Raw genomic sequence first — 25,521 nt, 5'->3', positions numbered from 1 at the left:
TCAGGAGATTACAATGAAGGTATTAATAAAAGGAGCCGGTGATCTGGCAACAGGTATTGGATGCCGGCTGCAACGCTGCGGTTTTGACCTGGTCATGACGGATATCGCTGTTCCCACCACGGTGCGGCGGACGGTGGCCTTTTCAAGGGCAGTCTATGAGGGACAGGCAAAGGTGGAGGATATCACCGGAGTTTTATGCAACAGCCTGGAGGAAATCCATGAGGCCATAGCAAGGGATAAAGTTGCGGTGGTGGTCGATGAGGAATGCAAAATCCGGGAAGCCTGGAAGCCAGATGTGGTGGTGGATGCCATTATTGCAAAAAAGAATCTGGGAACCAGGATAACTGACGCAGATGTGGTAGTAGGTGTTGGTCCCGGCTTTACTGCAGGGATAGACTGTCATGTGGTGGTGGAGACAAAAAGAGGCCATAACCTTGGCCGCTGTATCTGGGAGGGAAGCGCTTTTCCCAACACAGGAGTTCCAGGCATGATCGGCGGTTATGATAAAGAACGGATTATCCGCGCAACGGCTGACGGAACTTTTAAAGGCCAGGTCATGATCGGCGATCTGGTAGAAAAAGGCGACTTAGTGGGCTATTCAGGCGATGCTCCCATATATGCCCTGGTGGGAGGCGTTGTAAGAGGCCTGCTTCAGGACGGTGTAACAGTTACAAAGGGAATGAAGTCAGGAGATGTAGACCCCAGAGGAAACGTTGAAAACTGCTACACGATCTCAGACAAGGCGACCTCCATAGGCGGAGGTGTCCTGGAGGCGATTTTGAACATGAAAAAGAAAAAAGGGGCGGCAGAAACGAAAAAGCAATGAAAAGGGGAGGTTTGATGACGTGAAACTGGCACTTATCCTTCTGGCAGCAGGCGACAGCCGCAGATTTAACGGCAATAAGCTGCTTCATGAATTCAATGGAAAGCCCATGTACCAATATATTTTAGAGGAAGCCCAAAAGCTTCCGGACGGAATCTTTGACAGGAAGATGGTTGTCACCCAGTACCAGGAGATTATGGACTGTATGAAGAATTATGGTTATGAGGTGGTAGTAAACAAGGAAAGCAGCCTTGGTATCTCCCATTCCATTCATCTGGCGCTGAGAGCATTTGAAAATGAAGAAACAGACTATTGTTTTGCGGTCTGTGACCAGCCATATTTAAAGGCGGCTACCATAAGAGATCTGGTGAAGGGCTGGCGGGACAGCGGAAAAGGGATCGGCTGCCTGTGCAATATGGGCGCTTTGGGGAACCCGGCTATCTTTTCTAAGAATTACCATGAGGAGCTTCTGGGATTAAAAGGAGATGTGGGGGGTAAACGGGTCATCCGGAGACATATTGAAGATTTATACCTTCACGAGGTAGCAGATGGTCTGGAATTGGTGGATATAGATGTGCGGAAAAATTCCGAATCCTGATTTTAAGTTAATTCTGTTATATAAAAAGACATATATAATATAAGAATATTAAAAGTATGGAGGTATTAACATGTTAAGACCAGTTGATTTAAAACAAGTGACCATGGATCCTATCACAATGATAGGAAAGGAATGGATGCTGATTTCCGCCGGCGGCGAGGAAAAGTATAATATGATGACAGCCAGCTGGGGAGGGCTGGGAATCATGTGGAATAAGAGTGTATCAAACATTGTTCTCCGTCCCCAGAGATATACTTTGGAATTTATTGACCAGAGCGAGTATTACGCTCTTAGCTTTTTCGGCGATAATTGCAGAGCCGCTTTAAACTACTGCGGCGCCCATTCCGGACGTGACGTGGATAAGGAGAAGGAGACCGGGCTTACGCCTGTTTTTGATGCAGAAGCGCCTTATTTTTCCGAGGCAAGGCTGGTGCTTATCTGCCGTAAGCTTTATAAGCAGAGGATTGATCCCAATGGCTTTTTTGATCAAACCCTTGACAAGCAAAACTATCCGGCAAAGGATTACCATGATTATATCATTGGAGAAATCGTCAAAGTATTAAAGGCTGATTAATGGAAAGCCGCTTCGAAAATAAATACTGTTAAAATCCATAAAAAGGAGGGGTGTCTGCTGCCCTTCTTTTTTTGCGTTATTCCGGTTTTTATGGGAAGGAAAAATTGGCAAAATGTTTCTTATGGGATCAAAATAGTGTATAATACCATTTAAAGGGGGAGTAGTATGATTAAATGGTTAAAGGCTAAAAAGGACGATCTTAAGCTAAAAAAGGATCCTTTCAAACAGGAAGGAATTAAAATCTGTATCGTGTATTTTCTTTTTGGTTTTGTCTGGGTTTATTTCTCCGACAGAATCGTGAACAGGCTGGTTTACGATCCTTCTGCAAGGATGGTGATCCATACCTATAAGGGAATTATGTATGTTATGTTTACTGCTTTGGTTCTCTATTATTTAATTTCCAACCTTTTAAGAAAGGTGGAGCTGGCAGAAAGAAGATTGGGCAGGAGCTATGACGATCTGTCTGCCGCCAACGAAGAGCTTAAGGAATACGTGGAACAGTTGACTGCATCAGAAAAAGAGCTGAGAATACAGTATAGAAAAATCATGGAGTATGATCAAAGATTAAGCTTAAGCGAAGAGAAATACAAGGACATCATCAGCCAAATGCAGCTAGGCATGGCATTGTATGAGGGAGCTTCCGGCGATGATATCTTTAAGTATAGGCTGGTGGACTCCAATTACAGCTATGAAGCCTTGACCGGATTACAAAAAGGAGATATTTTAGGAAAATATTTTTCCGAGATACATAAAGATGTGGAACCGGAAAACTTGGATAAGCTGATCCGGACAATTGAAACAGGAGAATCAACCCGCTACGAGCGGTTTCAGAAAAATACAAATTATTATTACGAGATCCTGGCGTCCCGCCCAAAGGAAAGCCAGCTGGCCATTATCATAAATGACATTACCCAAAGTAAACAGGCGGAGGAACGGCTGTATTATTTAAGCTATCATGATCAGCTAACGGGATTATACAACAGGAGGTTTTTTGAAGAACAGCTGAAACGGCTGAATTCAAACAGCTATTATCCATTAATGATTACCATGGCCGACATCAACGGGTTAAAGCTAATGAACGATTCCTTTGGACACACGGTGGGAGATAAATACATTCAAAAAGTGGCAGAAGTATTAAAAGAGGGCTTTAAGGAACAGGATATCATTTGCCGTCTGGGAGGTGATGAATTCATCATAATTTCTCCGAATACTGATGTTAAGGAAATAAAAGAGATGATCGGAAGGATCAATGAACGGATAAAGCATGAAGCCATAAATAAGATTACTCTTTCCGTATCTTTTGGGTACAGCGTGAAATACAGGGATGAGGAATCCATATTAGAAGTCCTTAAAAAAGCTGAGGACTATATGTATAAGAAAAAGCTGCTGGAAAGCGGGGGAATGAGAGGAAAGACCATCTATACGATTATGGCGGCCCTTCATGAGAAAAATCCAAGGGAGGAACAGCATTCCCACCGCGTGTCGGAGCTGTGTGAAAAAATGGGGACAGCCCTTGGGATGCAGGAAGATGAAATCAAAGAGTTAAAGACCGTTGGGTTGCTCCATGATATCGGCAAGGTGGCAATTGAAGAGAGGATCCTGAATAAAAACGGGAAACTGGTGGAAAAGGAATGGCAGGAAATTAAAAAGCACCCGGAGATCGGCTACCGCATTTTAAGCACGGTCAATGAGCTGTCAGAAATGGCGGATTATGTTCTGGCCCATCATGAACGGTGGGATGGAAATGGCTATCCCAAGGGTCTTAAGGAAAATGAAATACCGGTCCAGTCCAGGATTATTGCCATTGCAGATGCATATGATGCCATGATCAGTGAAAGAAGCTACCGCCAGGCATTGACGAAGGAATATGCGATCAGTGAGCTGGTTAAGGGAGCCGGCACGCAGTTTTGCAGGGAGTATGTCTCTATATTTATCGATAAGGTTGTTTATGACGTGGAAGTCAGTGTTTAGTATTTAAAAGAATATCAGGAAGGCCCGTCTCGTTAAAGGAGCCTCATTGCTGCATTGATAAATATGGCTGCACAAGACAGCCTGGCGGCTATAAAGCTGTATCAGGAAGTCTTGGAGTAATACAGATATAAAATTTAAAACATGCTTTTCTGACTATGTTACTTGACATTTGGAAACCCTATATTTAAAATCACAATGCTTAAACAGAAGGGAGACATAGTTCCGGTGTCAGAATACAGGACGAAATCCATCGTGGAGATGAAAAAACTTAATAGAATCATAAAAAACAAAGTGGCTGGGTTAGGAGATGATTTAAGAGATCTTTGCATGAGCTGTTCTTTCCATCAAAAGAAGATAAAGTATTTTGAGGGCTGGTATTTCAAGCATCAGAATGCAGATACGGTCTTAGCATTTATTCCCGGCCACAGTATAGATGAAAGGGGAGAAAAGCGCCCGTTTTTGCAAATCATATGGAATGAAAACTCTTATTCTCTGGACTTTGAAGAGGAGGATTACCTGATTGATAGAAAGAGAAGAAAAATCATTCTTGGAAATAATGTTTTTTCCATAAACGGCGTTAAAGTGGATATTCAGTCAAAGGATATTTCGATTCAGGGAATAATCCGTTACGGCTCTTTAAGCCCCATTGAATATACCATCATGGGGCCCTTTCAATTTGTCCCTTTTATGGAATGCAGGCATGAAATCATCAGCATGGCCCACGACCTTCACGGAATTCTTAAAGTCAATGGAAAAGCCCTGGATTTTCATGGGGAAAAGGGGTATATCGAGGGAGACAGGGGCAGATCTTTTCCCAGGGATTACTTATGGCTTCAATGCAACCGGTTTCAGGAAGATGCATCAGTCATGGTTTCCATCGCCCATATCCCTTTCATCGGAAACAGCTTTCAGGGCTGCATCTGTGTCATCCAGTATCATGGACAGGAATACCGTTTTGCTACCTATCTGGGAGTAAAGGTGGTATGCAAAAGAGAAACTGCAGTCATATTAAAGCAGGGCCAATACACTTTTAAAATATTTTTAACAAACCGGAACAGGATTAAAAATACAGGTTTTTCCCATAGGCTTTTAGCTCCCGATCAGGGAAAGATGGTACGCTTTATCAAAGAGGAACATTTATTGATGGCAAGGTTTTTACTGTATAAAGAGGAGGAACGGATATTTGATTTGACAAGTGACCATGTAAGCTTTGAGTATGTACCGGGGCCGGAAAACGGCTGATTGCTGCGGTTTTTTGGCAGAGAATCCCGTTTCTGGCTGCATGTGATAGATATTTCCTATAAGTAAGGCTTATTTATAGAATTTATGAATTGGACGTAAGCCCTAAATCTTTATAGAATATAATTATCAATAAACATGCAGGAGGATACATGAGATGAATGTGAAACAGGCGGTTAGTGTTAATAAGATCGGAGATGATGCGGAAGCTCTGTTTCGGGGAGGCTTTTTTTGCTCGGAGGCGGTTGTAAGCTCCATGAGGTCAAACTTTGAACTGGACATACCAGAGGAGGTCATAGCCATGGCTTCCGGATTTCCGGTAGGAATCGGACGTTCCAAATGTCTCTGTGGAGCGGTATCCGGCGGGGTAATGGCCCTTGGCTTATTCTTTGGACGGACAAAACAGGGAGATCCAAAGGTGGAAAAGAATTTAGAAGTGTCAAAGGAGCTTCACGACTGGTTTAAGGAAAACAACGGAAAGAATGCATTATGCTGCAGGATCCTGACCAAAGAGTTTGATATGGGAAAAGGGGAACACAAGGAACAGTGTATCCGTTTCACAGGACTGGTAGCCAGAAAAGTGGCTGAGATCGTGGTGAGGGAATATGGCCTTACCAATACCGATGAACTGGAGCTTGCGGAGGGATGCAATGATTAAAAAAGTTCCCATTCCCATGGCAGGGCTTTCTCTTGGGTTTGCGGCCCTGGGCAATCTCCTTCAAAGCTATTCGGAAACCATCCGCCTGATTTGCGGAGCCATATCCGCCGTATTGGCGATTTTGTTTTTGTGTAAATGTATTTTTCATTTTGATTTGGTAAAAGAAGATATGAAAAACCCTGTGATGGCAAGTATATCAGGGACATTTTCCATGGCGGTGATTCTTTTGTCCGCCTATGCCAAGCCTTTAATTGGCAATGGTGCGGTCTATATCTGGTATTTTGGAATTGCCCTGCACGTTCTTCTCATGGTGTATTTTACCGCACGTTTTCTTTATAAGCTGAATATGAAAACCGTATTTGCCAGCTATTACATCGTGTATGTGGGAATTGTGACGGCCAGCGTAACGGCTCCCGCATTCGGACGCACAACACTGGGGCTTGGAATTTTCTGGTTCGGCCTGGTCTGCTGCTTGATTTTACTGGTTCTTGTGACGGCCCGGTATGTGAAATACAGGGAAATTGCAGAACCTGCAAGACCGCTTTTTTGCATCTATACGGCTCCGGTGAGCCTTTGTCTGGCTGGATACCTTCAGTCCGCGGAAACAAAATCCGTAACAATGGTTCTCCTGCTCATGGTATTAGCGGGAGTGTTATACATAACTGTGTTGGTTTTTCTGCCAAGGTTCCTTGCTATGCCTTTCTACCCAAGCTATGCAGCCTTTACATTCCCGGTAGTGATCAGTGCGATTGCAATGAAGATGTCAACTGGTTTCCTGGCAAAAATGGGGTTTGCCGTAGGGATTTTACCGGTCATAGTGCTTGCTGAAACCGTTATTGCAGTATGTCTGGTGGTTTATGTATTCATCCGTTATATGAAATTTTTATTTAGCAGATAAGCAGTCCTTACACGAAGAGGGTGCTGCAAAATCAATGTCATTGGATAAAACTGAATGGCATTGATTTTGCGGCACCCTTTTTTTAATTATGGGCTGAAAGGGCATAATAATATGGAACTGAAAAACTTGGAAAACAGGCTGAAGGAAAAGGGGTTCGCCAAGCCGGAGAGAATTTCAGCCCTGAATGTGTAGAATATCATACTTTTTTATAGATACATCCCCTTAAAACATTTGCAGGCACTTGTTATAATTTCGGTAAATGAACGAAGTAAGTTCTAAGTAAAAAGGAGGATCATTCTTATGAGAAACAAAATTTGGATGCGGCTGGCCAGTCTGGCCTGTGCCGGGATCATGGGGGTAACAATGACAGGGTGCGGACAGAAAGCACCGGAGGCAGCAGGCCAGAAGGTAGAGATCTCCATGCTGGATTTCTTTATTCCTGGGGAAGGGGTTACGAAGGCGATGAAGCCATTGCTGGATAAGTACTTAGCGGAGCATCCCAATGTGACAATCGATGAAGAATCGGTTTCCAACTCTGATCTGGCGACAAAGGTACAGACCCTGGCCGCAGGGGAAGAGCTGCCGGACATCTTTATGATCAAAGGGCAGATGGCGGAGACATTTGTGGAAAACGGAAAAGTATATTCCTTAAGTGAAGCTTTAAACAGCGACTCAGCCTGGAAGGATAATTTTAAGGAGGGCGTATTTTCCAACTTTATAATCGGAGAGAACATCTATGCGGTGCCTTTTCAGGTGACAAATACCTGTGTATTTTATAACACGGACTTATTTAAACAGGCAGGGATTGAAGAGTTTCCAGGGACATGGTCTGAGCTGCTGGATATCATTCCAAAGCTTAAAGAAATCGGCGTGACCCCCATTGTGCTTGGAAATAAGGAAAAATGGAATGCAGAATCCGTTATCATGAGCACCCTGGGTAACCGTTTAACAGGAGATGAGTGGTATCAGAGCATTCGTGACCGCAGCGGAGCCAAGTTTACAGATCCTGAGTTCGTGCAGTCCTTACAGGCCTTAAGTGATCTGGCTGCTGCCGGGGCGTTCAATGAGGATGTAAACAGCATTGACGGCGCTCAGCAGAGACAGCTATATATGAATGGAAAAGCGGCCATTACCATTGACGGAAGCTGGGCCATCGCAAACTTCGATGAGAATTGTCCGGAAGAAGTGAAAAATGTAACGGAAATGGCGGCTCTCCCGATGGTAGAAGGCGGTAAGGGAAATCCGGAGACAATCACCGGAGGCGCCGGCTGGGCTCTTGCGGTAAATTCCAAGATTTCGGAAGAAAAAAAGGCAGTCGTTATTGATATACTAAAAGCTATGACAGGACCGGAATACGGTACGGCTGCAATAGAAGAAGGAACTCTGACTGCAGTGAAACCGGGAGAGGAAGTTAAGATCGAAAAGACCGTAGCCGCAAAGTTTGATGTATTTGCAAAGGACAGGCCGTTTATACCTGTTTATGACCATCAGTTAAGTTCCGGTGTGATTGATGTGATGCAAAGCGGGCTTCAGGAACTGTTGATCGGAAGGGTCGCTCCAGAGGAACTGGCGCAGCGGATTCAGACGGAATATGAAAACAACGGAAAGTGAGTGACAGGAAATGAGTAAGGCATTAAGACCTAAAAACATAGTAATCTACGGTTTGCTTGCTCCTGGACTGGTTGTCTTCGTACTCTGCTGCATCGCTCCTTTGTTTGTAGCAGTTTATAATAGCTTCTTTGACTGGGATGGAGGTCCGGTGAAACGATTTGTCGGGTTCCAGAATTATGTGGAGCTGGTTCAGGACAGGGCATTTTGGAGCGCATTTAAAAATAACCTGACCTTTATCTTCTGGACGGTGCTGGGACAGATCGGAATTGCCTTTCTCATTGCCATGCTTCTCCAGTCCAGGATTTTAAAATTTAAAAATTTTCATAGAACAGTCATCTTTTTCCCGGTGGTATTATCGGCTGTCGTAGTAGGATTTTTATGGAGGATCATGTATAATTCCGAATACGGTATCGTGAATACTTTAATGCGTGCTGCTGGGCTGGGAAATTTCATACAGCTGTGGCTGGATGACCCGGATATTGTAATCGGCTCCCTGGCGATTCCAAAGGTCTGGCAGTTTATCGGATACTACTTAATCATTCTGCTGGCAGCGATCCAGGGGATTGACCAGAGCGTTTTAGAGGTTGCGGAATTAGACGGAGCTACCGGTTGGAAAAAGTCTAAGTACATTGTAGTGCCTCTCATCAAAAACACCTTGATGGTGACCATTATGCTATGCATATCCGGTAATATGAAGACCTTTGACCAGATCTTTGTAATGACGGGCGGCGGTCCGGGAACCAGTTCAGAGGTAGTAGCCCTGTATGCCTATAACGTATCCATGAACCGCATGCGTTACGGCTATGGCAGCACGGCGGCTATTGGAATCCTGATTTTAAGTTTGGGGCTGATCATGCTCAGCAGGCTGGCAGGAAGAAAAAAGGAGGAATCGTGATGAAAAAGGCCTGGGGTATTATTCAAGGGGTTGTGGCAAATGCGTTTGTAGCGCTGTTTTCCATCACCTGTATATTCCCGATCATCTGGATGATTTATTCCTCTTTAAAAACGGATAAGGAGTTTTCCTTAAACATATTAAGCCTTCCTGCCAGGCCGGAGTTTGGAAATTATGCCAGAGCGATCTCCGAAGGCAAAATCGGTTCCTATTTCATGAACAGCATGTTCAACACCCTGTCAGCCTTAGTTGTGGTGCTGGTGATTTCCTTTATCACAGGCTACTGTATTTCCAGATTCCGCTTTAAGGGAAGAACCTTTATCTACTATATGTTTCTTTCCGGCATGCTCATTCCCATATATGCCTTGCTGATCCCAATCTTTGTGGAGTTTAAAACTCTGGGATTGCTCAACAAGAAATTTACGCTGATCCTTCCTTACATAGCATTTGCTCTGCCTACGGGAGTGTTCCTGGTGGAAAGTTCCGTTGAGAGCGTGCCGATTGAAGTAGAAGAGGCCGCATGTATAGACGGAAGCTCTTTTTTAAATACTATGTTCCAGATCGTTATGCCCATGTGCAAGCCGGTTTTATCCACTGTTGCCATCTTGACATTCCTGCATACATGGAATGAATTTCCTCTGGCATTGGTGCTTATAAGAAGCAATGCACTGAAGACGATGCCCATCGGGCTGACTAATTTTGTGGGATCCTATACCGTCAATTATCCGCTGATGTTATCGGCACTGGTGGTTTCCACCTTACCGGTTGTAATTATGTACTTGTTGTTTTATAATCAAATTATGAAGGGTATGACCGCTGGAGCAGTGAAAGGTTAATATCGTTGGAGGAATGTTTAGGCAAGCCAGAATAGGGCTTGTCTAAACTTGTTTTGCGCGGGCAGTGAACTGAACGAATATGTTTACAAAAGGAGCAGGAATGAAGACTTGGTATAAAAATATATTTGGAAGTCTGCAAATGGCTATATTTGCCATGGTTCTGGTGCTGATACTAATTCCTACCATGATTCTTGGGGTAATTTCCTACGGGCAGTACCGGAAGATCATCTCAGAAAATGCAACGACCCTGAATCAGAATAATACGACCCAGATCGCCGCCAATATGGAAGGAATCATGAGAAACGTGGGGAACAATTCTCTATCCTTTTTCCAGAATGAAAGGGTGAGGGACTTTCTCCTTGCCCAGGGGGAAGAAAACGTGGAAGGCGCCGCCTATGATCTGGACCGCTACGTCAGAAACCAGCTTTGCTATGAGGAGTATGTTTATGCGGTGGATTTTGTCCGTATGGACGGAAAACGGTACAGCTCCAGCTCCATCACCGATGGAATCAGCAAAGAACTTCAGGAAAAACTCCTGGAGGAGAAAGGACATGCTGTTTTTCTGACAGATATTAAAGTCAGCCCGGATTGGGGGAGCAACCGGGAAGAACTGTACGGATATGCCAGATGTATCAATGACATCAATGACATTGGAACAACCATTGGATTCCAGAAAATCTATATAAAAAAGAGTGTGCTGGGGCGGCTGCTTTCTGACCAGATGTCAGAGGGTGAGGCTTACTACGTAATAGAAGATGGAATCATACGGATTTCTACGGAGCAGGAAACAGAAGGCTGGGAGATCACCAGAAGATTTCCGGGACTTAAGCTGGAATCCGACGAAAACCACGATGGTGATCTGGTCTATGCCAGGGTGAAGTACCCAGGCTGGTATGTGATAAAGAAAATTTCTCCCTTTCAGGTGGAGGATGATGCGTCTGTGGTGCGCCAGCTTCTGATCTCTACAGGTATTTTAGCGGTGATCCTATGCGGGATCATGGGCTTTTTCCTGTCCCGGTTTGTGATAAAGCCCCTGGGAGATTTAGAATCCTCCATGAGGAATCTGGAAGAAAATGATTTTAAAAGAAAGCTGCCGGAAAATGGCTACAGAGAGATATCTGTCCTGTCCATGGCCTTTAACCGGATGACTCTTCGCCTGGATGAGCTGGTAAACCAGGTATACCGGGCGGAAATCCGGGAAAAGGATGCCCAGATCCGTGCCATGCAGGCATACATTAATCCTCACTTTCTTTATAATACTCTGGATACGATCTGCTGGATGAGCCGGATGGAGCAGGCATTTGAAACCTGCAGTCTCATTGAGGCATTGTCCAAGCTGTTCCGTACTTCTGTGAAGGACACGAGTAAAACCGCCACTGTGGCTGAGGAGATGGAGCATATACAAAATTATATTAAGATTCAGGGGTGCAGGTACACGGATACCATTGAATTCCAGATTTTAATGGAGCCTGGAACAGAGGAATGCGAGACCGTGCGGTTTGTCCTGCAGCCCCTTGTGGAAAATGCTATTGTCCATGGAATGGGGGAACAGGAGCATCCTGGCATGGTCCGGATCCGGGCGGAGAGACGAGGAGAGGATCTGGTTTTATCTGTGGAGGATGAAGGAAAAGGCGCCGATGTGGAAGAATTGAACCGGCTTTTGGAGGGAGAAGTGGAGGGCCTTCGGGGAATGGCTTTGTTCAATGTTCATGAGAGGGTAAAGCTGTGCTTTGGAGCCGGCTATGGAATCCATATTCGGGAAAGAGAAGGCAAAGGACTGGCGGTAGAAGTAATTCAGCCGTATTTAAAAAGGGGAGAAGGGATATGATCCGACTGATGATAGTGGATGATGAGCCCATCATCCGGGAAGGGATGATGACCATCATTGATTGGGAGAGTTTGGGTGTTATAGTAGTTGGTACCGTGGGAAATGGACGGGATGGACTGGCAAGAGCCATGGTGGAAAAGCCGGATATTGTTATCACGGATATCCGGATGCCGGTAGTGGATGGAATCAAGTTTTCTGAGGAATTGCATGAGAAACTTCCGAAGACACGGATCGTATTCCTTACCGGGTACAATGATTTTGAATATACCCGCCATGCCGTTAGGATAGGGGCGGCGGACTATCTTTTAAAACCAATTAATACAGAAGAGCTGACCGGGCTGATCCAAAGGCTGGTGAATGAAATCGGCAGGGAGAGCAGAGAGTTTGAAAACCGCAGCCAGAGAGCAGTCCTTTTGAAAGAAAACCTGCCCCTGATGCGCAGCCGTTGTGTCCATGATTTTATGTGGGGTAAGACAGAGGAAAAAAGGTTTCTGGAACGGGCCGGGTTTCTCGGCATTCCGTTAAGGGAAGAAAATCTGCGGATCGTCATTTTTTGCATTGACTATTATTTTCAGCTTCTTGCCAATGGGGAGCGGGAAGCAGATCTTCTTAAGTACGCCCTGTCCAATGTGGCCGAAGAGCTTGTCGGACGGTTGGGTAATGTCTGTGTCTGTGATGAAGGAGAAGCCAGGCTGATGGTTCTTTTGTGTTCTGGGGAAGACACAAAAGAGGTGGCAAGGAGCGCCAGAGAGGTTCAGTTTTATTTGAGAAAGCATTATGGGCTTTCCGTTTCCGTCGGAATCGGAAAGCTGGTGTCAGAGTGGCGGGATTTAAAGCTTTCCTACCAGAATGCAGATGAAGCACTGGAAGGGCGTATGAAGCAGGGCAGCAGCCAGATCATCGCCAGGGAGAAGTCTAAGGGAAGCCTACGGGGGGAAAAGATATTCATAACTTCTGAGGAAGAAGCAGAACTGAAAAATGCAGTCACACTTCTGGACCGGCGAAAGATTTATGACGCACTGGAAGAGATTTTTCAAAAATATGTCATGGAACAGGAGGTGGGACGAAAGGCCGTGGAACAGCTCTGCATGTATCTGGTGCTGATTGCTATGCGGGAGGTTTCGCGTTTCCAGCTGGCTCCGGAGCAGGTTCTCGGGCAGAATTACTATTATTATGAAGAAATTTCCAAATATGAAACCGCAGATGATTTAGAAATGTGGCTTAAAGATATCTATGGTTCCGTGCTCCGGGCAGTAGAAGACCGGCGGAACAGCAAATACAAGGGGATCGTGACAAACGGAATTGCTTATGCCCAGGATCATTTTTCAGAAAGCCTTCAGGTAGCGGATGTGGCAAAAGCTGTCTATGTGACACCAAATTATTTCAGCAAGATTTTTAAGGAGGAAACAGGTGAGAACTTTACCGACTGGTTAAACAAGTTCCGTATTGAGATGGCAAAAAAGCGGATGGAAAAGGAGCCGGAGACAAAGATTTACACCATTGCAGAGGAATGCGGATTCAGTGATTACAAATACTTTGCCTTTATTTTCAAGAAACATACCGGTTATACGCCTACTTCTTACCGGAATATGATCGTGTAGAATATTAAGCCTTAATGTAGAATATCAGGTTTATAGTTTTCTGATGGCCTTTATAATGGAAGATATTATCGAAAGCAAAAGACGCTTTCGATATTCGGATGGACGGGCTGAAAAGCAGCCCTTTATCTTCACTTGCCATGCAAGTTCAGATAAGTCATATTTGAAGAAAAAGGATGAATAAGGAGGACATCATGGATCAATTTTTATTTGGGGCGGTCTACATTATTGAGCAGGATTATACACAGGAGGAGATCCGGAGAGATTTGTCTTATATGAAAGATTGCGGCTTTAATTTAGTCACTCTCTGGCCGGTATGCAATCCATGGCTTAGTCAGGACAGCCATCAGTGGATATTCACCCAGACCAGGCAGGTGCTTGATGAGTGCGAAAGCCTGGGGATAAAGGCTATCCTGCAGCTCTTTGGACAGAATCAGGCTCAGGAATTCATGCCGGACAGTGCCTTGACGGAGGATATGCTGGTCTATGATGAAAGAGGAGAGCATATCAATGAAAATTGTTTCTGGGCGAACTTAAATCATCCGGTGGTACGGGATTATATGGACCGGTATTTCCGGGAAGCGATCACCTCACTACGGGACCACAAGGCAGTTTACGGCTACGACGTGTTTAATGAAGCGCATTTTAGAAGCGACGACCCTTATACCATAAAAAAGTATCAGGAGTGGCTGAAGGAAACATACGGTACGATTGAGCATTTAAACCGGGTGTGGCATAGAAGATATGAGAGTTTCGGGCAGATATCCCCGAAAAGAAGGAGATCCCCCTACAGCATTTGGAGCAGCATCATGCCGGATCTGGAATACGAGAGGTTCCGGAGCGTAACCTTGACCCAAATCTGCAGCTTTCTCTATGAAACCGCAAGGAAATACGATACGACCCATCCGATCATTATTGATGGGACCAGTGCACAGATCCTGTCAGGGGATGTGACCCTTCGTAACAATGATGAATTTGCCACGGCAAAGATCCCCGATGTGTACGGCTCCACCTTTTACCCTAAGAGCTGGGGAAGAAATTACCGCAATACGCCCTGGACCATGTCCATGTATTATTCCGTTCCCGCAGGTGCGGCAAGGAAAGCCGGAAAACCATATATGGTCAATGAGCTTCAGACCCACACCCAGTCGGTGCTGACGCCAGGCTCCGAGGTGACGCCCCAGGAATTGTATAACTGGATTCTTATGTGCATGTTCACCGGTGCCAATGGAATGCAGCTGTGGCGGTGGAGACCGTTCTTACACGGATACCAGTCCACCGGACGGGGGCTTACCAGTATGGACGGGGCTCCCAATGAGCGTGCGGCACGGGTAAAAGAGCTGATGGATTTAATCCGGAAAAATGGTAATTTATTTGACAGCTTCCAGGTGGAAAATCAGGCCGTGAAAATAGCTGTATCCTATTCATCCAGACTTTATTTTGATGCATTCTTAAAATGGAACAACAGCTTTTGGAGTGAGGACGTGGAAGGCTGGTACCGTCTTTTCTGGAACAGAGGCTTAAATCCGGAATTTACAGACATCGAGGACCTGGAAGGCGAAGAGGCCAAGGTTTTGGTGCTGCCCTCCGCGTTAAGTATCAGTGGAGATATGGCAGAAAAACTTACCGCATACGTAAAACGAGGGGGAATCCTCATCGCTGATGCCAGAATGGGCAGCGTAAATGAATACGGAGAGGTGCCTGCGGAAGGAATACCGGGCAGGCATTTAAGCAGGCTTTTTGGCCTGCGGGAAGTGGATGTGGATTCCGGCCATTCCTTTTATATTAAGAATCAATGCGACGGGGGAAAGATGGATTCAAGGGATGAGGCCATCCCTTGTAATTTCATGGAACAGCGCATAGAGGTAGATGAGGATACCCGGATCCTTGGAACCATGGAGGATGGAAGTCCGGCCGTAGTGTTCCACCCTTACGGAAAAGGCTGTACCCTGTATTTCAATTCTTTTATGGGAGTGGAACTGAAAAAACAGAACATTCCCCAGGTAGAGCAGTTGGTGATGGAGGTGATCACGAGCCGGCATGATTCCCTTTTCACTGCGGAAAAGGACAGCAGGGTGCATGTGGCCTCCATCCGGACAGAGGCTTGCCGGGCAATTTTAATCATTAATTTTAATGAAACGGGGAAAGAAGTGAATCTTCATGGACTGGGGGATAAGACGGAACTTGTGAATCTTTTAACAGGCGATACCGCAAAGGTCTGTGGAAAAGCAAAGCTTCAGATACCAGGAAATACGGCTTATGTCTATAAATGTCAGGAGGAAATTAAGTGAAGTTGGTATTTGATGTAGGTGGAACGGCGGTTAAATATGGCGTTGCAGATGAGGAGGGTAATTTTTCTTTCACGGATTCGGTACCTACGCCGCAATCAGATGTGGAGGAATTTCTGCAGGTGGCAGGAAGTATTTTTGAAAAGGCTGCCAGGGAATATGCCCTTGACGGCGTGGCATTCAGCTTTCCGGGAGAGGTGCACAGCAGGGAAGGGGTAATAAAGGGCATCAGTGCCGTAGAGTATCTTCATGAAGTCCCTTTAAAGACCATTTTGGAGGAAAGGTTTGGCGGACTTCCTGTGACCATGGCCAATGATGCCAACTGCGCTGCCATGGGAGAGCTTTGGAAAGGGGTGGCAAAGGAATATCAAAATGTAGTGTTTGTGATCTGCGGTACAGGTATCGGAGGAGCAGTGATCGAACGCGGGAAACTGGACAAGGGAGTGACCATGAACCGGGGAGAATTCGGAAATTTTCCCATGGGAGGCTTTAAGGATGGCGCCCTTCTGTCCTGGAGTGATTATACCCTGGAAAAGCAAGCCCGGAAATACAACATAAGAAAGGAGCCGGCAGAGGCTCCCATTGATGGGATAAGGCTGGACCAGCTTGCCTTAGAAGGGGATTTACTGGCAGAAGAACTGATGGAGGAATTCTGCTACTGGATGGCGGTGGGCTGTATAACCCTGGAATTTGCCTTTGATCCGGAACTCATTGCAATTGGGGGCGGGATCAGCGGCAATCCGGGAATCATTGACCGGATCCAAAAGACGGTGGTTTCCATGTTAAAAGGACAGCATCAGGGCTATCTGATGCCAAGGATCACAGCCTGCACAAACGGCAGCAGGGCGAATCTGTATGGAGCCCTTTATTATCACCTGTACGGAGAAAAGATTGAGATAGAATAGGAGAGATGAAAATGGATTATGTATTTCCAAATGGATTTTTATGGGGAGGAGCCTCTTCCGGCCCGCAGTCAGAAGGTGGAAGCAACGAAGGCGGACGTGTAAAATCGGAATGGGATTACTGGTTTGAAAGGGAACCGGAACGGTTTTTTGATGGAGTGGGGCCGGCAGTCACCTCTGATTTTTATCACAAATATAAGGAATATATCCAGAAGATGAGACAGGCAGGTGTGACCTCTTACCGTACCTCCATCCAATGGAGCCGGGTGATTAAGGACTGTGAGGGGACGGTAAACGAGGAAGGAGTGGCGTTCTATCATGATGTAATCAATGAAATGATTGCAAATGGAATAGAACCGATGATGTGCCTTCATCATTTTGATTTACCGGAGTATTGGGTGAAGAAAGGCGGCTTTGAGAACCGGGAAACAGTTTTTGCATTTGCAAAATTTGCGGCGGTTTGCTTTGAACGGTTTGGAGACCGGATAACATACTGGACCACGTTCAATGAGCCGGTCATCATTCCGGAAACGGGATACTTATATCAGAGACATTACCCTGCTGTCTGCGATGCCAAAAAAGCGGCCCAGGTCGGGTTTCATGTACAGCTTGCCAGCAGCCTGTCGGTGGAAGAATTCCGAAAGAGCGGATGCAGCGGTAAAATAGGCATCATCATCAATTTGACGCCAACCTACTGTGAAAATCCGGATAAGGCGGAAGACCGGAAAGCGGCGGATATTCTGGATTTGATTTTTAACCGTTCCTTTTTGGATCCATCCGTGAAAGGGGAATATCCAGAGGAATTGACGGAGCTTTTAAAAGAGGAGGGCATCCTTCCGGAAATCGCAGAAGGAGATCTGGATATTTTCCGCAAAAACACCATAGATTATCTGGGCGTGAATTATTATCATCCAAGGCGGGCAAAAGCCAGAACCTCTGTTTATGAGGGGCCTCTGATGCCGGAAAAATATTATGAGCCTTATACGCCCTCGGGGCAGAAGATGAACACTTCCAGAGGCTGGGAGATCTATGAGCCGGCAATCTATGATATTGCAAAAAATATAAAAGAAAATTACGGAAATCTTCCCTGGTACATATCAGAAAACGGCATGGGAATCCAGGGAGAAGAGGAGTATATGGATGAGAACGGTGTGGTGACAGATGATTACCGGATCGAATTCATCAAGGACCATTTGAAATACCTGCACAAGGCCATTGAAGAAGGCAGTAATTGCTTTGGATATCATTTATGGGCTCCCTTTGACTGCTGGTCCTGGATCAATGCCTATAAGAACCGGTATGGTCTGTTAAGGGTAGACATTTATGACAACTGTAAAATTACCATGAAAAAATCAGGAACCTGGTTTAAGGAGCTGTCAGACCGGAATGGATTTTAAATGATTATTTGGGGAAATATGGAGGGAGATCATGGAAATAAGAAAAGATGGTCCCATACGTCTGACAGGTTCCAGAGCCTGGAGGACCTATTTTGGAGGAAAACTGCTGGAACAATTTCACGGAGCAAAAACAGGGGAAGATGGTCATTTTCCGGAGGAATGGATTGCTTCTCTTGTGGCGGCCAGGAACGCAGGGAGAGAAGAATTGACGGAAGGTTTGAGCATGCTGGCAGACCGGCCTTCGGTGTCATTGAAAGAACTGATTGAATCAGACCCCGCCGGTTATCTGGGAGAAGAGCATGCCGCACAGCTGGGGGCAACCCTGGGAGTGCTGGTGAAGCTGATCGATTCAGCAGAGCGGCTGGCCGTTCAGGTGCATCCGGATAAAAAGAAAGCCAGGGAGTTGTTTCACTCTGAATATGGGAAAACGGAATGCTGGCACATACTTGGGGGCAGGGAGATCCATGGAGAAAAGCCCTGCGTCTACCTGGGATTTCGTCCGGGTGTGACACGGTCGCATTGGAAGGATTGCTTTCTGCGGCAGGATATAGAAGCCATACTCCAATGTCTGCATCGGTTTGAAATACAGGAGGGGGATACCATTCTGATCGAAGGCGGCGTTCCCCATGCAATTGGTGCCGGTTGTTTTCTGGTGGAAATCCAGGAGCCCACCGATTATACCATACGGGTGGAGAGGGTGACCCCGTCAGGGTATCAGGTGGCGGATTCCATGTGTCACCAGGGTCTTGGCTTTGAAAAGATGTTTGAATGCTTCCATTATGAGAATTTTTCAGAGGAGGAAGCAAGGAAACGGTGGTTTGTTCCGGCAAAGCTTTTAAAAGAAGAGGGGAAAAACCGCCGGATCCGTCTGGTGGGATATGAAGAGACTCCATGCTTTTGTATGGAACTGATGGAAATAAAAGATGCCATGAGCTTAAAACAGAATGTCTGCAGCGCAGTTTATGTTCTGGAGGGTCGTGGAAAACTGCTTTTAGGAACCGGCAATGCCATGCAGGAGTCAGCCGGGCAGGAGCATATCTGGCAGGAAAAGGTGAAACAGGGAGACCAGTTCTTTCTGCCTGCAGGGACACAGGAGATTCAGTGGATTGCCGAAGATGGAAGCCATTTAAAGCTTATTCAGTGCTTTGGGCCGGAATAGAGTAAGGGAAGAAAAAGGAGCAAAATCAAGGAAAAAGTGATTCCGGCCAGACTTTACTTATAAGAGAGGAAGAAAGAGGGGAAGATAAGGGCAGGACGGTTTTGGGGAGTAATGCGATGAATCTTATCTTTCTTTTAATGGCCTGGCTGCCAATCTTGATTGGAGCTTTGGGAATTATTTTGATTTTTTATTATTTCTATCAATGGATGAAAGGCTTTCGGTTAATAAAATACCGATTGGCAGGTGAAATCTGCCTTTTAGCCGTACTTGCGTACTTTTTGGTATTCTTTCTTTTTTGGTTCATGGGGCTGGGCCTGGCTACCGGTTAAGAACAGCCGGCAGACAGGCCTTTCTTTAACTTTTATGGAAATTATAAAATGCCTTTAAATCCTCTTTCCTCTCCGGAGGCAGGAGGATTTTTTTAATTCCCCGAATGGCCCCTTCTAAAGCATACAGCCGGTGGATGCAGGCGGAGGAGTCCATGGCCTGGATCTTCAGCCAGGCCTGTTCAGCGCCTGTTGCCTTTAATTCTTCATAAGTAAAGATTCCGGTTTCATTCAACTGCCGTTCTACTTCCTTTCCGATATTAGGAAGGTCTGATAATTCGCCCATTGTATTCCTCCTTTTGATCCTTATTTTTTTATTATAGCTCATAGGAAAAGGGGAGTAAAGGAGTTCCGTTGGGAATGTTTATGAGTTTTTCCCGCTGTCCCGGTGTTTTCTGGGGGTTATATGAAATTCTCTTTTAAACAGGCGGTCAAAATAGCTGGTGCTCTCAAAACCGGTATGCTCTGCGATATCGGTTATGGAGCGGTCCGTGTGAAGGAGCAGCTTCCATGCCTGCTGGAGCCGGTATTTATTCAAATATTCTATGGGCGACAAGGGGACGGAGCATTGAAAGCAGCGGAGAGCCTCCCGCTTACTTACGCCAACAGATGAGGCGATATCCTTCAGTGTGATCTTTTTCCAGTAGTTTTCTTCGATAAAACAGGTCATGCCTTTAAACCGGGCCTGGGAAATCCTGCTTACTCCCGTATTTTCCATGGTCGCAAATTCCAGCATGTGCTCAAACAGGCTGGCCCAGATCTGGCAGACGATGATATGGGCCTCCAGCTCCCAGGCTGGACCGGGATTCTCGCATAAGTCATACAGCCTAGAAAGAGAGGTAAGAATGTCTTTCTGCCAGGAACTGCTGCTCTTTAGGACAAAATGGGAAATGCCTGATGTAAGAAAGGGAAGTAAGTATTTTTCATAAATAGAACTATTTTCAGGGGCAATAAAATCGGATGCAAACAAAACGTTGGGGATAACTGCGGTCCCATCTGAGAGAAAACGGTGAATGACTCCGGAATTGATGAAAACCCCATCTCCCGCTTCCAGTATGTAATTGATGTTGCCGACGGAGCACTGCAGGATCCCTTCTGTTACAGTCACCAGTTCAAATTCCCTGTGCCAGTGCCAGTCAATGCACTGGTTATCAAATTTTCCTACATCTTCATAATAATATTGAAATGGAAAGGTGGATGATCCGTGGGAGATAAGCTCCATCATGGATTCGTCGGTAAATATTTTCGTATTTTGCATAGAGCGTACCCCTTTGGCTGATTGGCTAGATTGTATCATAAACTGGCGGTAATTTACAAGATTTTGAAAAAAATATGCGGTATAATACAAAAAAAATGAACAGCAGGTGATTCCCAGTGAATAAAGATTATACCAAAACCGTCCATGCTTGTTTTATGAGCTATATCGTACAGGCGATCATTAACAATTTTGTACCACTTTTATTTCTTACGTTTCAGTCGGAGTACGGCATTTCCTTATCCAGGATTACCATGCTTGTGACACTTAATTTTGGAATTCAGCTTTTGGTGGATCTGTTGTCAGCAGGCGTTATTGACCGGGTAGGGTACCGGGCTTCCATGATAACGGCCCATATATTGTCAGCAATAGGTCTGGTGTCCCTGACCATTCTGCCCGGATTGTTTTCCCAGGCATGGATCGGGCTTTTTGCAGCCGTGGTCATCTATGCGGCAGGAGGCGGCCTTCTGGAGGTTCTGGTCAGCCCCATTGTAGAGGCTTGTCCCACGGATAACAAGGAAAAGGCCATGAGTATGCTCCATTCCTTCTATTGCTGGGGTCATGTGGGAGTTGTCCTTGTTTCCACCATATTTTTCAGTATTGCCGGATTGAAAAACTGGAGACTTCTGGCGCTTTTTTGGGCGCTGATCCCTGCTGTTAACATGCTTTTATTTATTAAAGTACCCATTGCCCCCCTTGTGGAAGAGGATGAAGGCCTTTCCATGAAGGCGCTCATTGGTAAACGGATGTTCTGGGGGTTTATGCTTCTCATGGTATGTGCCGGAGCCAGTGAGCAGGCAGTAAGCCAGTGGGCCTCCGCTTTTGCAGAGAGAGGACTTGGAGTGAGTAAGGCCATAGGGGACCTTGCCGGTCCCATGCTTTTTGCCACGATGATGGGAATCTCAAGGGCTGTCTATGGAAAATACGGAGAAAAGATGAATTTAAAAAAGCTGATGATTGCAAGCGGAATCCTATGCGTAGGCTCTTATTTTCTGATTTCTCTTTCGCCCTTACCTGTACTGGGCTTTTTAGGCTGCGGGCTGTGCGGCCTGTCTGTGGGGATCATGTGGCCCGGATCTTTTAGCATGGCTTCTGCCTCCATACGAGGGGGAGGGACCGCGATGTTTGCATTTCTTGCGCTGGCTGGGGACTTAGGCTGCTCCGGAGGGCCCACATTAGTAGGCATGATATCCGGGTATTTCGAAAACAATCTAAAAATCGGAATATTAGGGGCGGTCCTGTTTCCTGTTATTCTGGTTTTCACCCTGATCCATTTTTACAGATCAGAGAGAAAAACAGAGATTTTTATGAAAAATAATCAGGAGCAGATGAATTGTGACATATAGATGTCATGTTTGGTATGCTACAATCCACTTACCGTAGAAAGAATAATAAGGCAAGAAAGAGAAAATGAGGTAAGAAAATGGATTTTGAGAGAGTTGAGCTTAAGGAAAAAAAGGTAGTTGGGCTGTTGGCCCGGACAAACAACACATCACCGGATATGGGAAATGTGATCGGCGGCCTGTGGGAAGGCTTTTACGGAATTGGGATTTATTCCGCCATTAAAAATAAGAGCAATGACAAGTCCCTGGGAATCTATACGGATTATGCTGGAAAGGAAATGGACGATTACAGTGTGATAGCAGCCTGTGAGGTAGAAGCAGCGGACGAGATCCCGGAAGGCACGGTGGTAAGGACCATTCCGGCAGGGCTGTATGCAAAATTTGTAGTAAGGGGAAACATGGTAAAGGCAGTAGCGGAATTCTGGCAGGAGCTTTGGAAGATAGATCTGCCAAGAGCCTTTGTCTGCGATTTTGAAGAATATCAGAACGGGGACATGGAGGATGCACTGATTCATATTTATATCGGTTTAAAGGATTGATAAAAGAAAAGGAGGGAGCCGCCAGCGGTTTTCCCTCCTAATTTGTTTATTAATAGATGACTTCTTCATATCCTTCTGTGGAAGGAAATTCAATGGAAACAGCTTTTCCCGGATTGTTATAATTTATATCCATATTCATGAGCATACCCATGGTCTCTTCCTCTTCGGTTATGGTCATGTAAATGGAGATAGCCTCTTTGGAAAAATATCCTTCCGGGCTGATGACTGCCTTTCCGTCGATCCGGTTGATCTTATAATTGGAATCAGAAAGGGTGGGCCATATCTCGTCGTAGAAATTGGTGAGGTGTTTTTCCAGTCCTTCAGTTTTGCTGGAATAAAAAAGGATTTTATTCCCGGCGTCACCATCTGCAATCTGTACGTTATGCAGGAAGTCACCAAACTGCCCGGTCAGCCCTCCCAAAGTGATATTTCTGGTCATGTCCTCATATCCGATTTTCATTTTATATTTTTCATACATCCCCGCATCCAGATAATAGCAGCCATTGGTGTAGAAAGAAGTCTCTGAATTGCGTATCCCCAGCATATCCATCTTGGTCTGGGAGAGAAATTCCATGTTTGGAGTATTTAAGTCATGGTATTTAAGCAGCATATTCATGTATACCGGAAGTTCCAGCCAGTCATAGGAGAGATTCATCTGGATGTCTGCCGTGATATCCAGGCCGGGCAGCCCGGAACTCTTTAGATCTGCTTCCTGGTAAAGCTCCAGCCCCTTTTGGTTTATGATCCGTGCGGCAGCCGGGTTGGATGCCCTTTGGCGTACAATACCCTGATCGGTCCATGCGCCGGATTCATTGACCGTGCTGCCATCGGGGGCCGCGGTTCCGGTAAGAATATAACCGCTTTCATCAAAATAGTAGCATTCTGCCATTCCATCTCCGTCGGAGTCGATCCATTTCCAGACGGAGGAGGGATAGGATTTATCTCCGTCCTGCCACCACCAGCCATGGCTATCCTGTTTCCAGACTCCCGCATGGATGGTTGATGCCATGGTTATGGACAGAAGTGATACGACTGCAAATAATTTTATAATTTTTTTCATGCTTTTTCATTCCTCCTGCTTGTTATATTCGCCCTTATCGTGAGAAAGGCTTGGACAAAGCTTCCGGTTACTGCACTTAGTCATTGTACCATATTATGGTAAATACAACAAGAAAATGCTGTCTCATGTTCTCGATGAGGGATTTATTGTTCCGAATGATGATTGATGGATATTTATCAATGTGTTAAAATATGGAAGAAATAAGAAAAAAGGAGAAAGGCAGAATGTACGAGGTAATAAGTAATTTAGAGAACATACCGTTTTTTGCGGCGTCAGATTAAATCCGTTGAGGATGGGACAGTACTTAGTCGTAAGAATCAGGTGAAGATGATTTGTGTTTAATAATTAGAAAACATATGGAGGAATTAAGTGTGAATAATGATTTATATGCTGTTTTAGCTGGATTTGGTATTTTTCTTTTTGTATTTCTTTTAGTTGTTTGTATTTTACTTATAGTTACTAATTGGAAGATTTTTTCGAAAGCCGGTAAGCCGGGCTGGGCGTCATTAATTCCATTTTACAATATTTATATAATGTCTGATATCGCATTTGGAAATTTGAGCTATTTTATTGCGATTATGATATCATGGGTAGTTTCTTTTCTTGGAGGATTTTTAGAAATCAGTATCTTAAGCAGTCTTGCAGGATTGGCTTCATTTGTTTTATATATCATTTACTGCGTTAAGATTTCTAAAGCTTTTGGAAAGAGCGGCGGTTTTGCAGTTGGCTTAGTGCTGCTGCCACTGATATTTTTTCCAATATTGGGACTCGGCAGTGCTGAGTACATAGGACCTCAATAGAAGAAAAGCGCGCGGCGGTGATACTTTTCATTACTCAAAATGACCTAAAGAGGGGGTAATCCCCTCTTTTTTTGGCTGTTAAATGATATCATTATGAAACGATTTTAAACGGATAAATTTAGGAAGGTGAAACAAGACATGAATAAACATAAATATATTAAATATACGATTCTTCTTTGTATCACAGGGCTCATCGTGTGTGGAAGTGCCGGCTGTGTGCAACAGAAAAAAATACAACCAGAAATTCTTTGGATCAACGGTACTTATGCTGTTTTAACAGAGCTTAACGGTGGAGATTATACGCTCTTAGGAGGGATGAAAGCGAATGAGGTCAATAAACGGCTTGAGATTGAGTCATTGGATGAATGGTGGGGCGTGACGGACAGGGCCAGCGCGGACGAAAACTTAAACTGGCTGCTTGACGCTGGGCACCGGACTGATTATGCCTCGCTGATGCAGTCGCTGGAGGAGGACGGTGCGTCGGAATTGGAACAGACGGAACTGGCTGAATATTTAGGCGATATTACGGGTGACGCAAATGAAGGTATTTATCTTGCAAAGGCGTATGACAACTACGTAAATTACGGAGCAGGGGCCATTGACGGTTGGGATTACTGTCGTGCTGCCTCCTTGTGTGGCTGGTATTATATTGCCGGATATTATACGGAACAGGAGGCATTGGACAAGTCACTTGAAATAGCGCAGACGATTCAGAAAAGTTTTTCATCATGGGATGAAATGATGGACAGTTACTTAAGAGGGTATGAGTATTGGTCTTATGAAAGCGGAGATGCCCGCCGCGAAATCTATGAAGATATCAAAACAAGGGATAACAGTCCCTACCTGCTGGATTGGAACCTTCCGTTGTCTGTTGGCAATTAACCACTTCATGCGGTCCTCAAACCACAAAAAAAAGTCGGCAGCAT

General features: G+C 45.3%; 24 protein-coding genes. 21 read left to right on the top strand and 3 right to left on the bottom strand.

The genetic code is table 11. The annotated features are described in order from the left end of the window. The first annotated feature begins 13 nt into the window (after window positions 1-13). The 17 genes from yqeB (at window position 14) to AC27IJ_RS10860 (ending at window position 19,601) form a co-directional block, all read left to right on the top strand. Entirely contained in the window at window positions 14-826 is an 813-nt protein-coding gene (yqeB, locus tag AC27IJ_RS10940; protein ID WP_312442770.1) for a selenium-dependent molybdenum cofactor biosynthesis protein YqeB, read from the top strand. Window positions 827-845: 19 nt separating this feature from the next. After that, entirely contained in the window at window positions 846-1,421 is a 576-nt protein-coding gene (locus AC27IJ_RS10935) for a nucleotidyltransferase family protein (protein WP_312442771.1), read from the top strand. A gap of 70 nt (window positions 1,422-1,491) precedes the next feature. Continuing rightward, window positions 1,492-1,995 (top strand): flavin reductase family protein, encoded by a 504-nt coding sequence (locus AC27IJ_RS10930; RefSeq protein ID WP_312500699.1) that lies wholly within the window; start codon window positions 1,492-1,494, stop codon window positions 1,993-1,995. A 165-nt stretch (window positions 1,996-2,160) separates the two neighbouring features. Beyond that, the gene (locus tag AC27IJ_RS10925) at window positions 2,161-3,966 is read left to right on the top strand and encodes an HD domain-containing phosphohydrolase (protein WP_313260241.1); all 1,806 of its coding nucleotides are present in this window, start codon (window positions 2,161-2,163) and stop codon (window positions 3,964-3,966) included. Window positions 3,967-4,191: 225 nt separating this feature from the next. Next, on the top strand, window positions 4,192-5,208 hold the full coding sequence (locus tag AC27IJ_RS10920; RefSeq protein WP_312442776.1) for a tocopherol cyclase family protein: 1,017 nt from the start codon (window positions 4,192-4,194) through the stop codon (window positions 5,206-5,208). A gap of 154 nt (window positions 5,209-5,362) precedes the next feature. Beyond that, entirely contained in the window at window positions 5,363-5,863 is a 501-nt protein-coding gene (locus tag AC27IJ_RS10915) for a C-GCAxxG-C-C family protein (RefSeq protein WP_312442778.1), read from the top strand. Continuing rightward, complete coding sequence (locus AC27IJ_RS10910) at window positions 5,856-6,761, top strand: TDT family transporter (RefSeq protein WP_312442780.1); 906 nt, start codon at window positions 5,856-5,858, stop codon at window positions 6,759-6,761. The genes AC27IJ_RS10915 and AC27IJ_RS10910 overlap by 8 nt, the downstream gene beginning before the upstream one ends. Before the next feature lie 300 nt (window positions 6,762-7,061). After that, the gene (locus AC27IJ_RS10905; protein WP_312442782.1) at window positions 7,062-8,372 is read left to right on the top strand and encodes an extracellular solute-binding protein; all 1,311 of its coding nucleotides are present in this window, start codon (window positions 7,062-7,064) and stop codon (window positions 8,370-8,372) included. Window positions 8,373-8,382: 10 nt separating this feature from the next. Beyond that, entirely contained in the window at window positions 8,383-9,267 is an 885-nt protein-coding gene (locus AC27IJ_RS10900; protein WP_313156010.1) for a carbohydrate ABC transporter permease, read from the top strand. Continuing rightward, window positions 9,267-10,100, top strand: a complete 834-nt coding sequence (locus tag AC27IJ_RS10895; protein WP_312442784.1) for a carbohydrate ABC transporter permease — start codon at window positions 9,267-9,269, stop codon at window positions 10,098-10,100. Before AC27IJ_RS10900 ends, AC27IJ_RS10895 begins: the two co-directional genes overlap by 1 nt. A gap of 100 nt (window positions 10,101-10,200) precedes the next feature. Then, window positions 10,201-11,928, top strand: coding sequence for a cache domain-containing sensor histidine kinase (locus AC27IJ_RS10890; protein ID WP_312500708.1), 1,728 nt, complete (start codon window positions 10,201-10,203; stop codon window positions 11,926-11,928). Further along, window positions 11,925-13,529: a response regulator gene (locus tag AC27IJ_RS10885; RefSeq protein ID WP_312442786.1), complete on the top strand. Its 1,605-nt coding sequence runs from the start codon at window positions 11,925-11,927 to the stop codon at window positions 13,527-13,529. The genes AC27IJ_RS10890 and AC27IJ_RS10885 overlap by 4 nt, the downstream gene beginning before the upstream one ends. Before the next feature lie 191 nt (window positions 13,530-13,720). Then, complete coding sequence (locus AC27IJ_RS10880) at window positions 13,721-15,817, top strand: beta-galactosidase (protein WP_487148826.1); 2,097 nt, start codon at window positions 13,721-13,723, stop codon at window positions 15,815-15,817. Continuing rightward, the gene (locus AC27IJ_RS10875) at window positions 15,814-16,719 is read left to right on the top strand and encodes an ROK family protein (RefSeq protein ID WP_487148824.1); all 906 of its coding nucleotides are present in this window, start codon (window positions 15,814-15,816) and stop codon (window positions 16,717-16,719) included. The genes AC27IJ_RS10880 and AC27IJ_RS10875 overlap by 4 nt, the downstream gene beginning before the upstream one ends. A gap of 11 nt (window positions 16,720-16,730) precedes the next feature. Beyond that, window positions 16,731-18,113 (top strand): glycoside hydrolase family 1 protein, encoded by a 1,383-nt coding sequence (locus tag AC27IJ_RS10870; protein WP_487148822.1) that lies wholly within the window; start codon window positions 16,731-16,733, stop codon window positions 18,111-18,113. A gap of 31 nt (window positions 18,114-18,144) precedes the next feature. Beyond that, window positions 18,145-19,272, top strand: coding sequence for a type I phosphomannose isomerase catalytic subunit (locus tag AC27IJ_RS10865; RefSeq protein ID WP_487148820.1), 1,128 nt, complete (start codon window positions 18,145-18,147; stop codon window positions 19,270-19,272). 116 nt (window positions 19,273-19,388) lie between these two features. After that, entirely contained in the window at window positions 19,389-19,601 is a 213-nt protein-coding gene (locus AC27IJ_RS10860; RefSeq protein ID WP_312442796.1) for a hypothetical protein, read from the top strand. Window positions 19,602-19,626: 25 nt separating this feature from the next. On the opposite strand, the gene AC27IJ_RS10855 is transcribed toward AC27IJ_RS10860, so the two are convergent. Then, the gene (locus tag AC27IJ_RS10855; RefSeq protein WP_312442797.1) at window positions 19,627-19,884 is read right to left on the bottom strand and encodes a TfoX/Sxy family protein; all 258 of its coding nucleotides are present in this window, start codon (window positions 19,882-19,884) and stop codon (window positions 19,627-19,629) included. 78 nt (window positions 19,885-19,962) lie between these two features. Next, window positions 19,963-20,856 (bottom strand): AraC family transcriptional regulator, encoded by an 894-nt coding sequence (locus AC27IJ_RS10850; protein ID WP_487148817.1) that lies wholly within the window; start codon window positions 20,854-20,856, stop codon window positions 19,963-19,965. Between the two features lie 116 nt (window positions 20,857-20,972). On the opposite strand from AC27IJ_RS10850, the gene AC27IJ_RS10845 reads away from it, so the two are divergent. After that, window positions 20,973-22,199 (top strand): MFS transporter, encoded by a 1,227-nt coding sequence (locus AC27IJ_RS10845; RefSeq protein WP_312442801.1) that lies wholly within the window; start codon window positions 20,973-20,975, stop codon window positions 22,197-22,199. A 77-nt stretch (window positions 22,200-22,276) separates the two neighbouring features. Beyond that, window positions 22,277-22,735, top strand: coding sequence for a GyrI-like domain-containing protein (locus AC27IJ_RS10840; protein ID WP_313259474.1), 459 nt, complete (start codon window positions 22,277-22,279; stop codon window positions 22,733-22,735). Between the two features lie 49 nt (window positions 22,736-22,784). On the opposite strand, the gene AC27IJ_RS10835 is transcribed toward AC27IJ_RS10840, so the two are convergent. Next, a complete protein-coding gene (locus AC27IJ_RS10835; RefSeq protein ID WP_487148814.1) occupies window positions 22,785-23,795 on the bottom strand; it encodes a hypothetical protein in 1,011 nt (336 codons plus the stop codon). A 371-nt stretch (window positions 23,796-24,166) separates the two neighbouring features. Between AC27IJ_RS10835 and AC27IJ_RS10830 the strand changes: the two genes are divergently transcribed. After that, the gene (locus tag AC27IJ_RS10830; RefSeq protein ID WP_312442805.1) at window positions 24,167-24,595 is read left to right on the top strand and encodes a DUF5684 domain-containing protein; all 429 of its coding nucleotides are present in this window, start codon (window positions 24,167-24,169) and stop codon (window positions 24,593-24,595) included. Window positions 24,596-24,733: 138 nt separating this feature from the next. Beyond that, the gene (locus AC27IJ_RS10825) at window positions 24,734-25,477 is read left to right on the top strand and encodes a DUF1266 domain-containing protein (protein ID WP_312442806.1); all 744 of its coding nucleotides are present in this window, start codon (window positions 24,734-24,736) and stop codon (window positions 25,475-25,477) included. Window positions 25,478-25,521 lie beyond the last annotated feature (44 nt).

This window comes from Lacrimispora sp. YZC11, from assembly GCF_057543815.1.
This window is presented reverse-complemented; position numbering and strand designations above follow the sequence as displayed.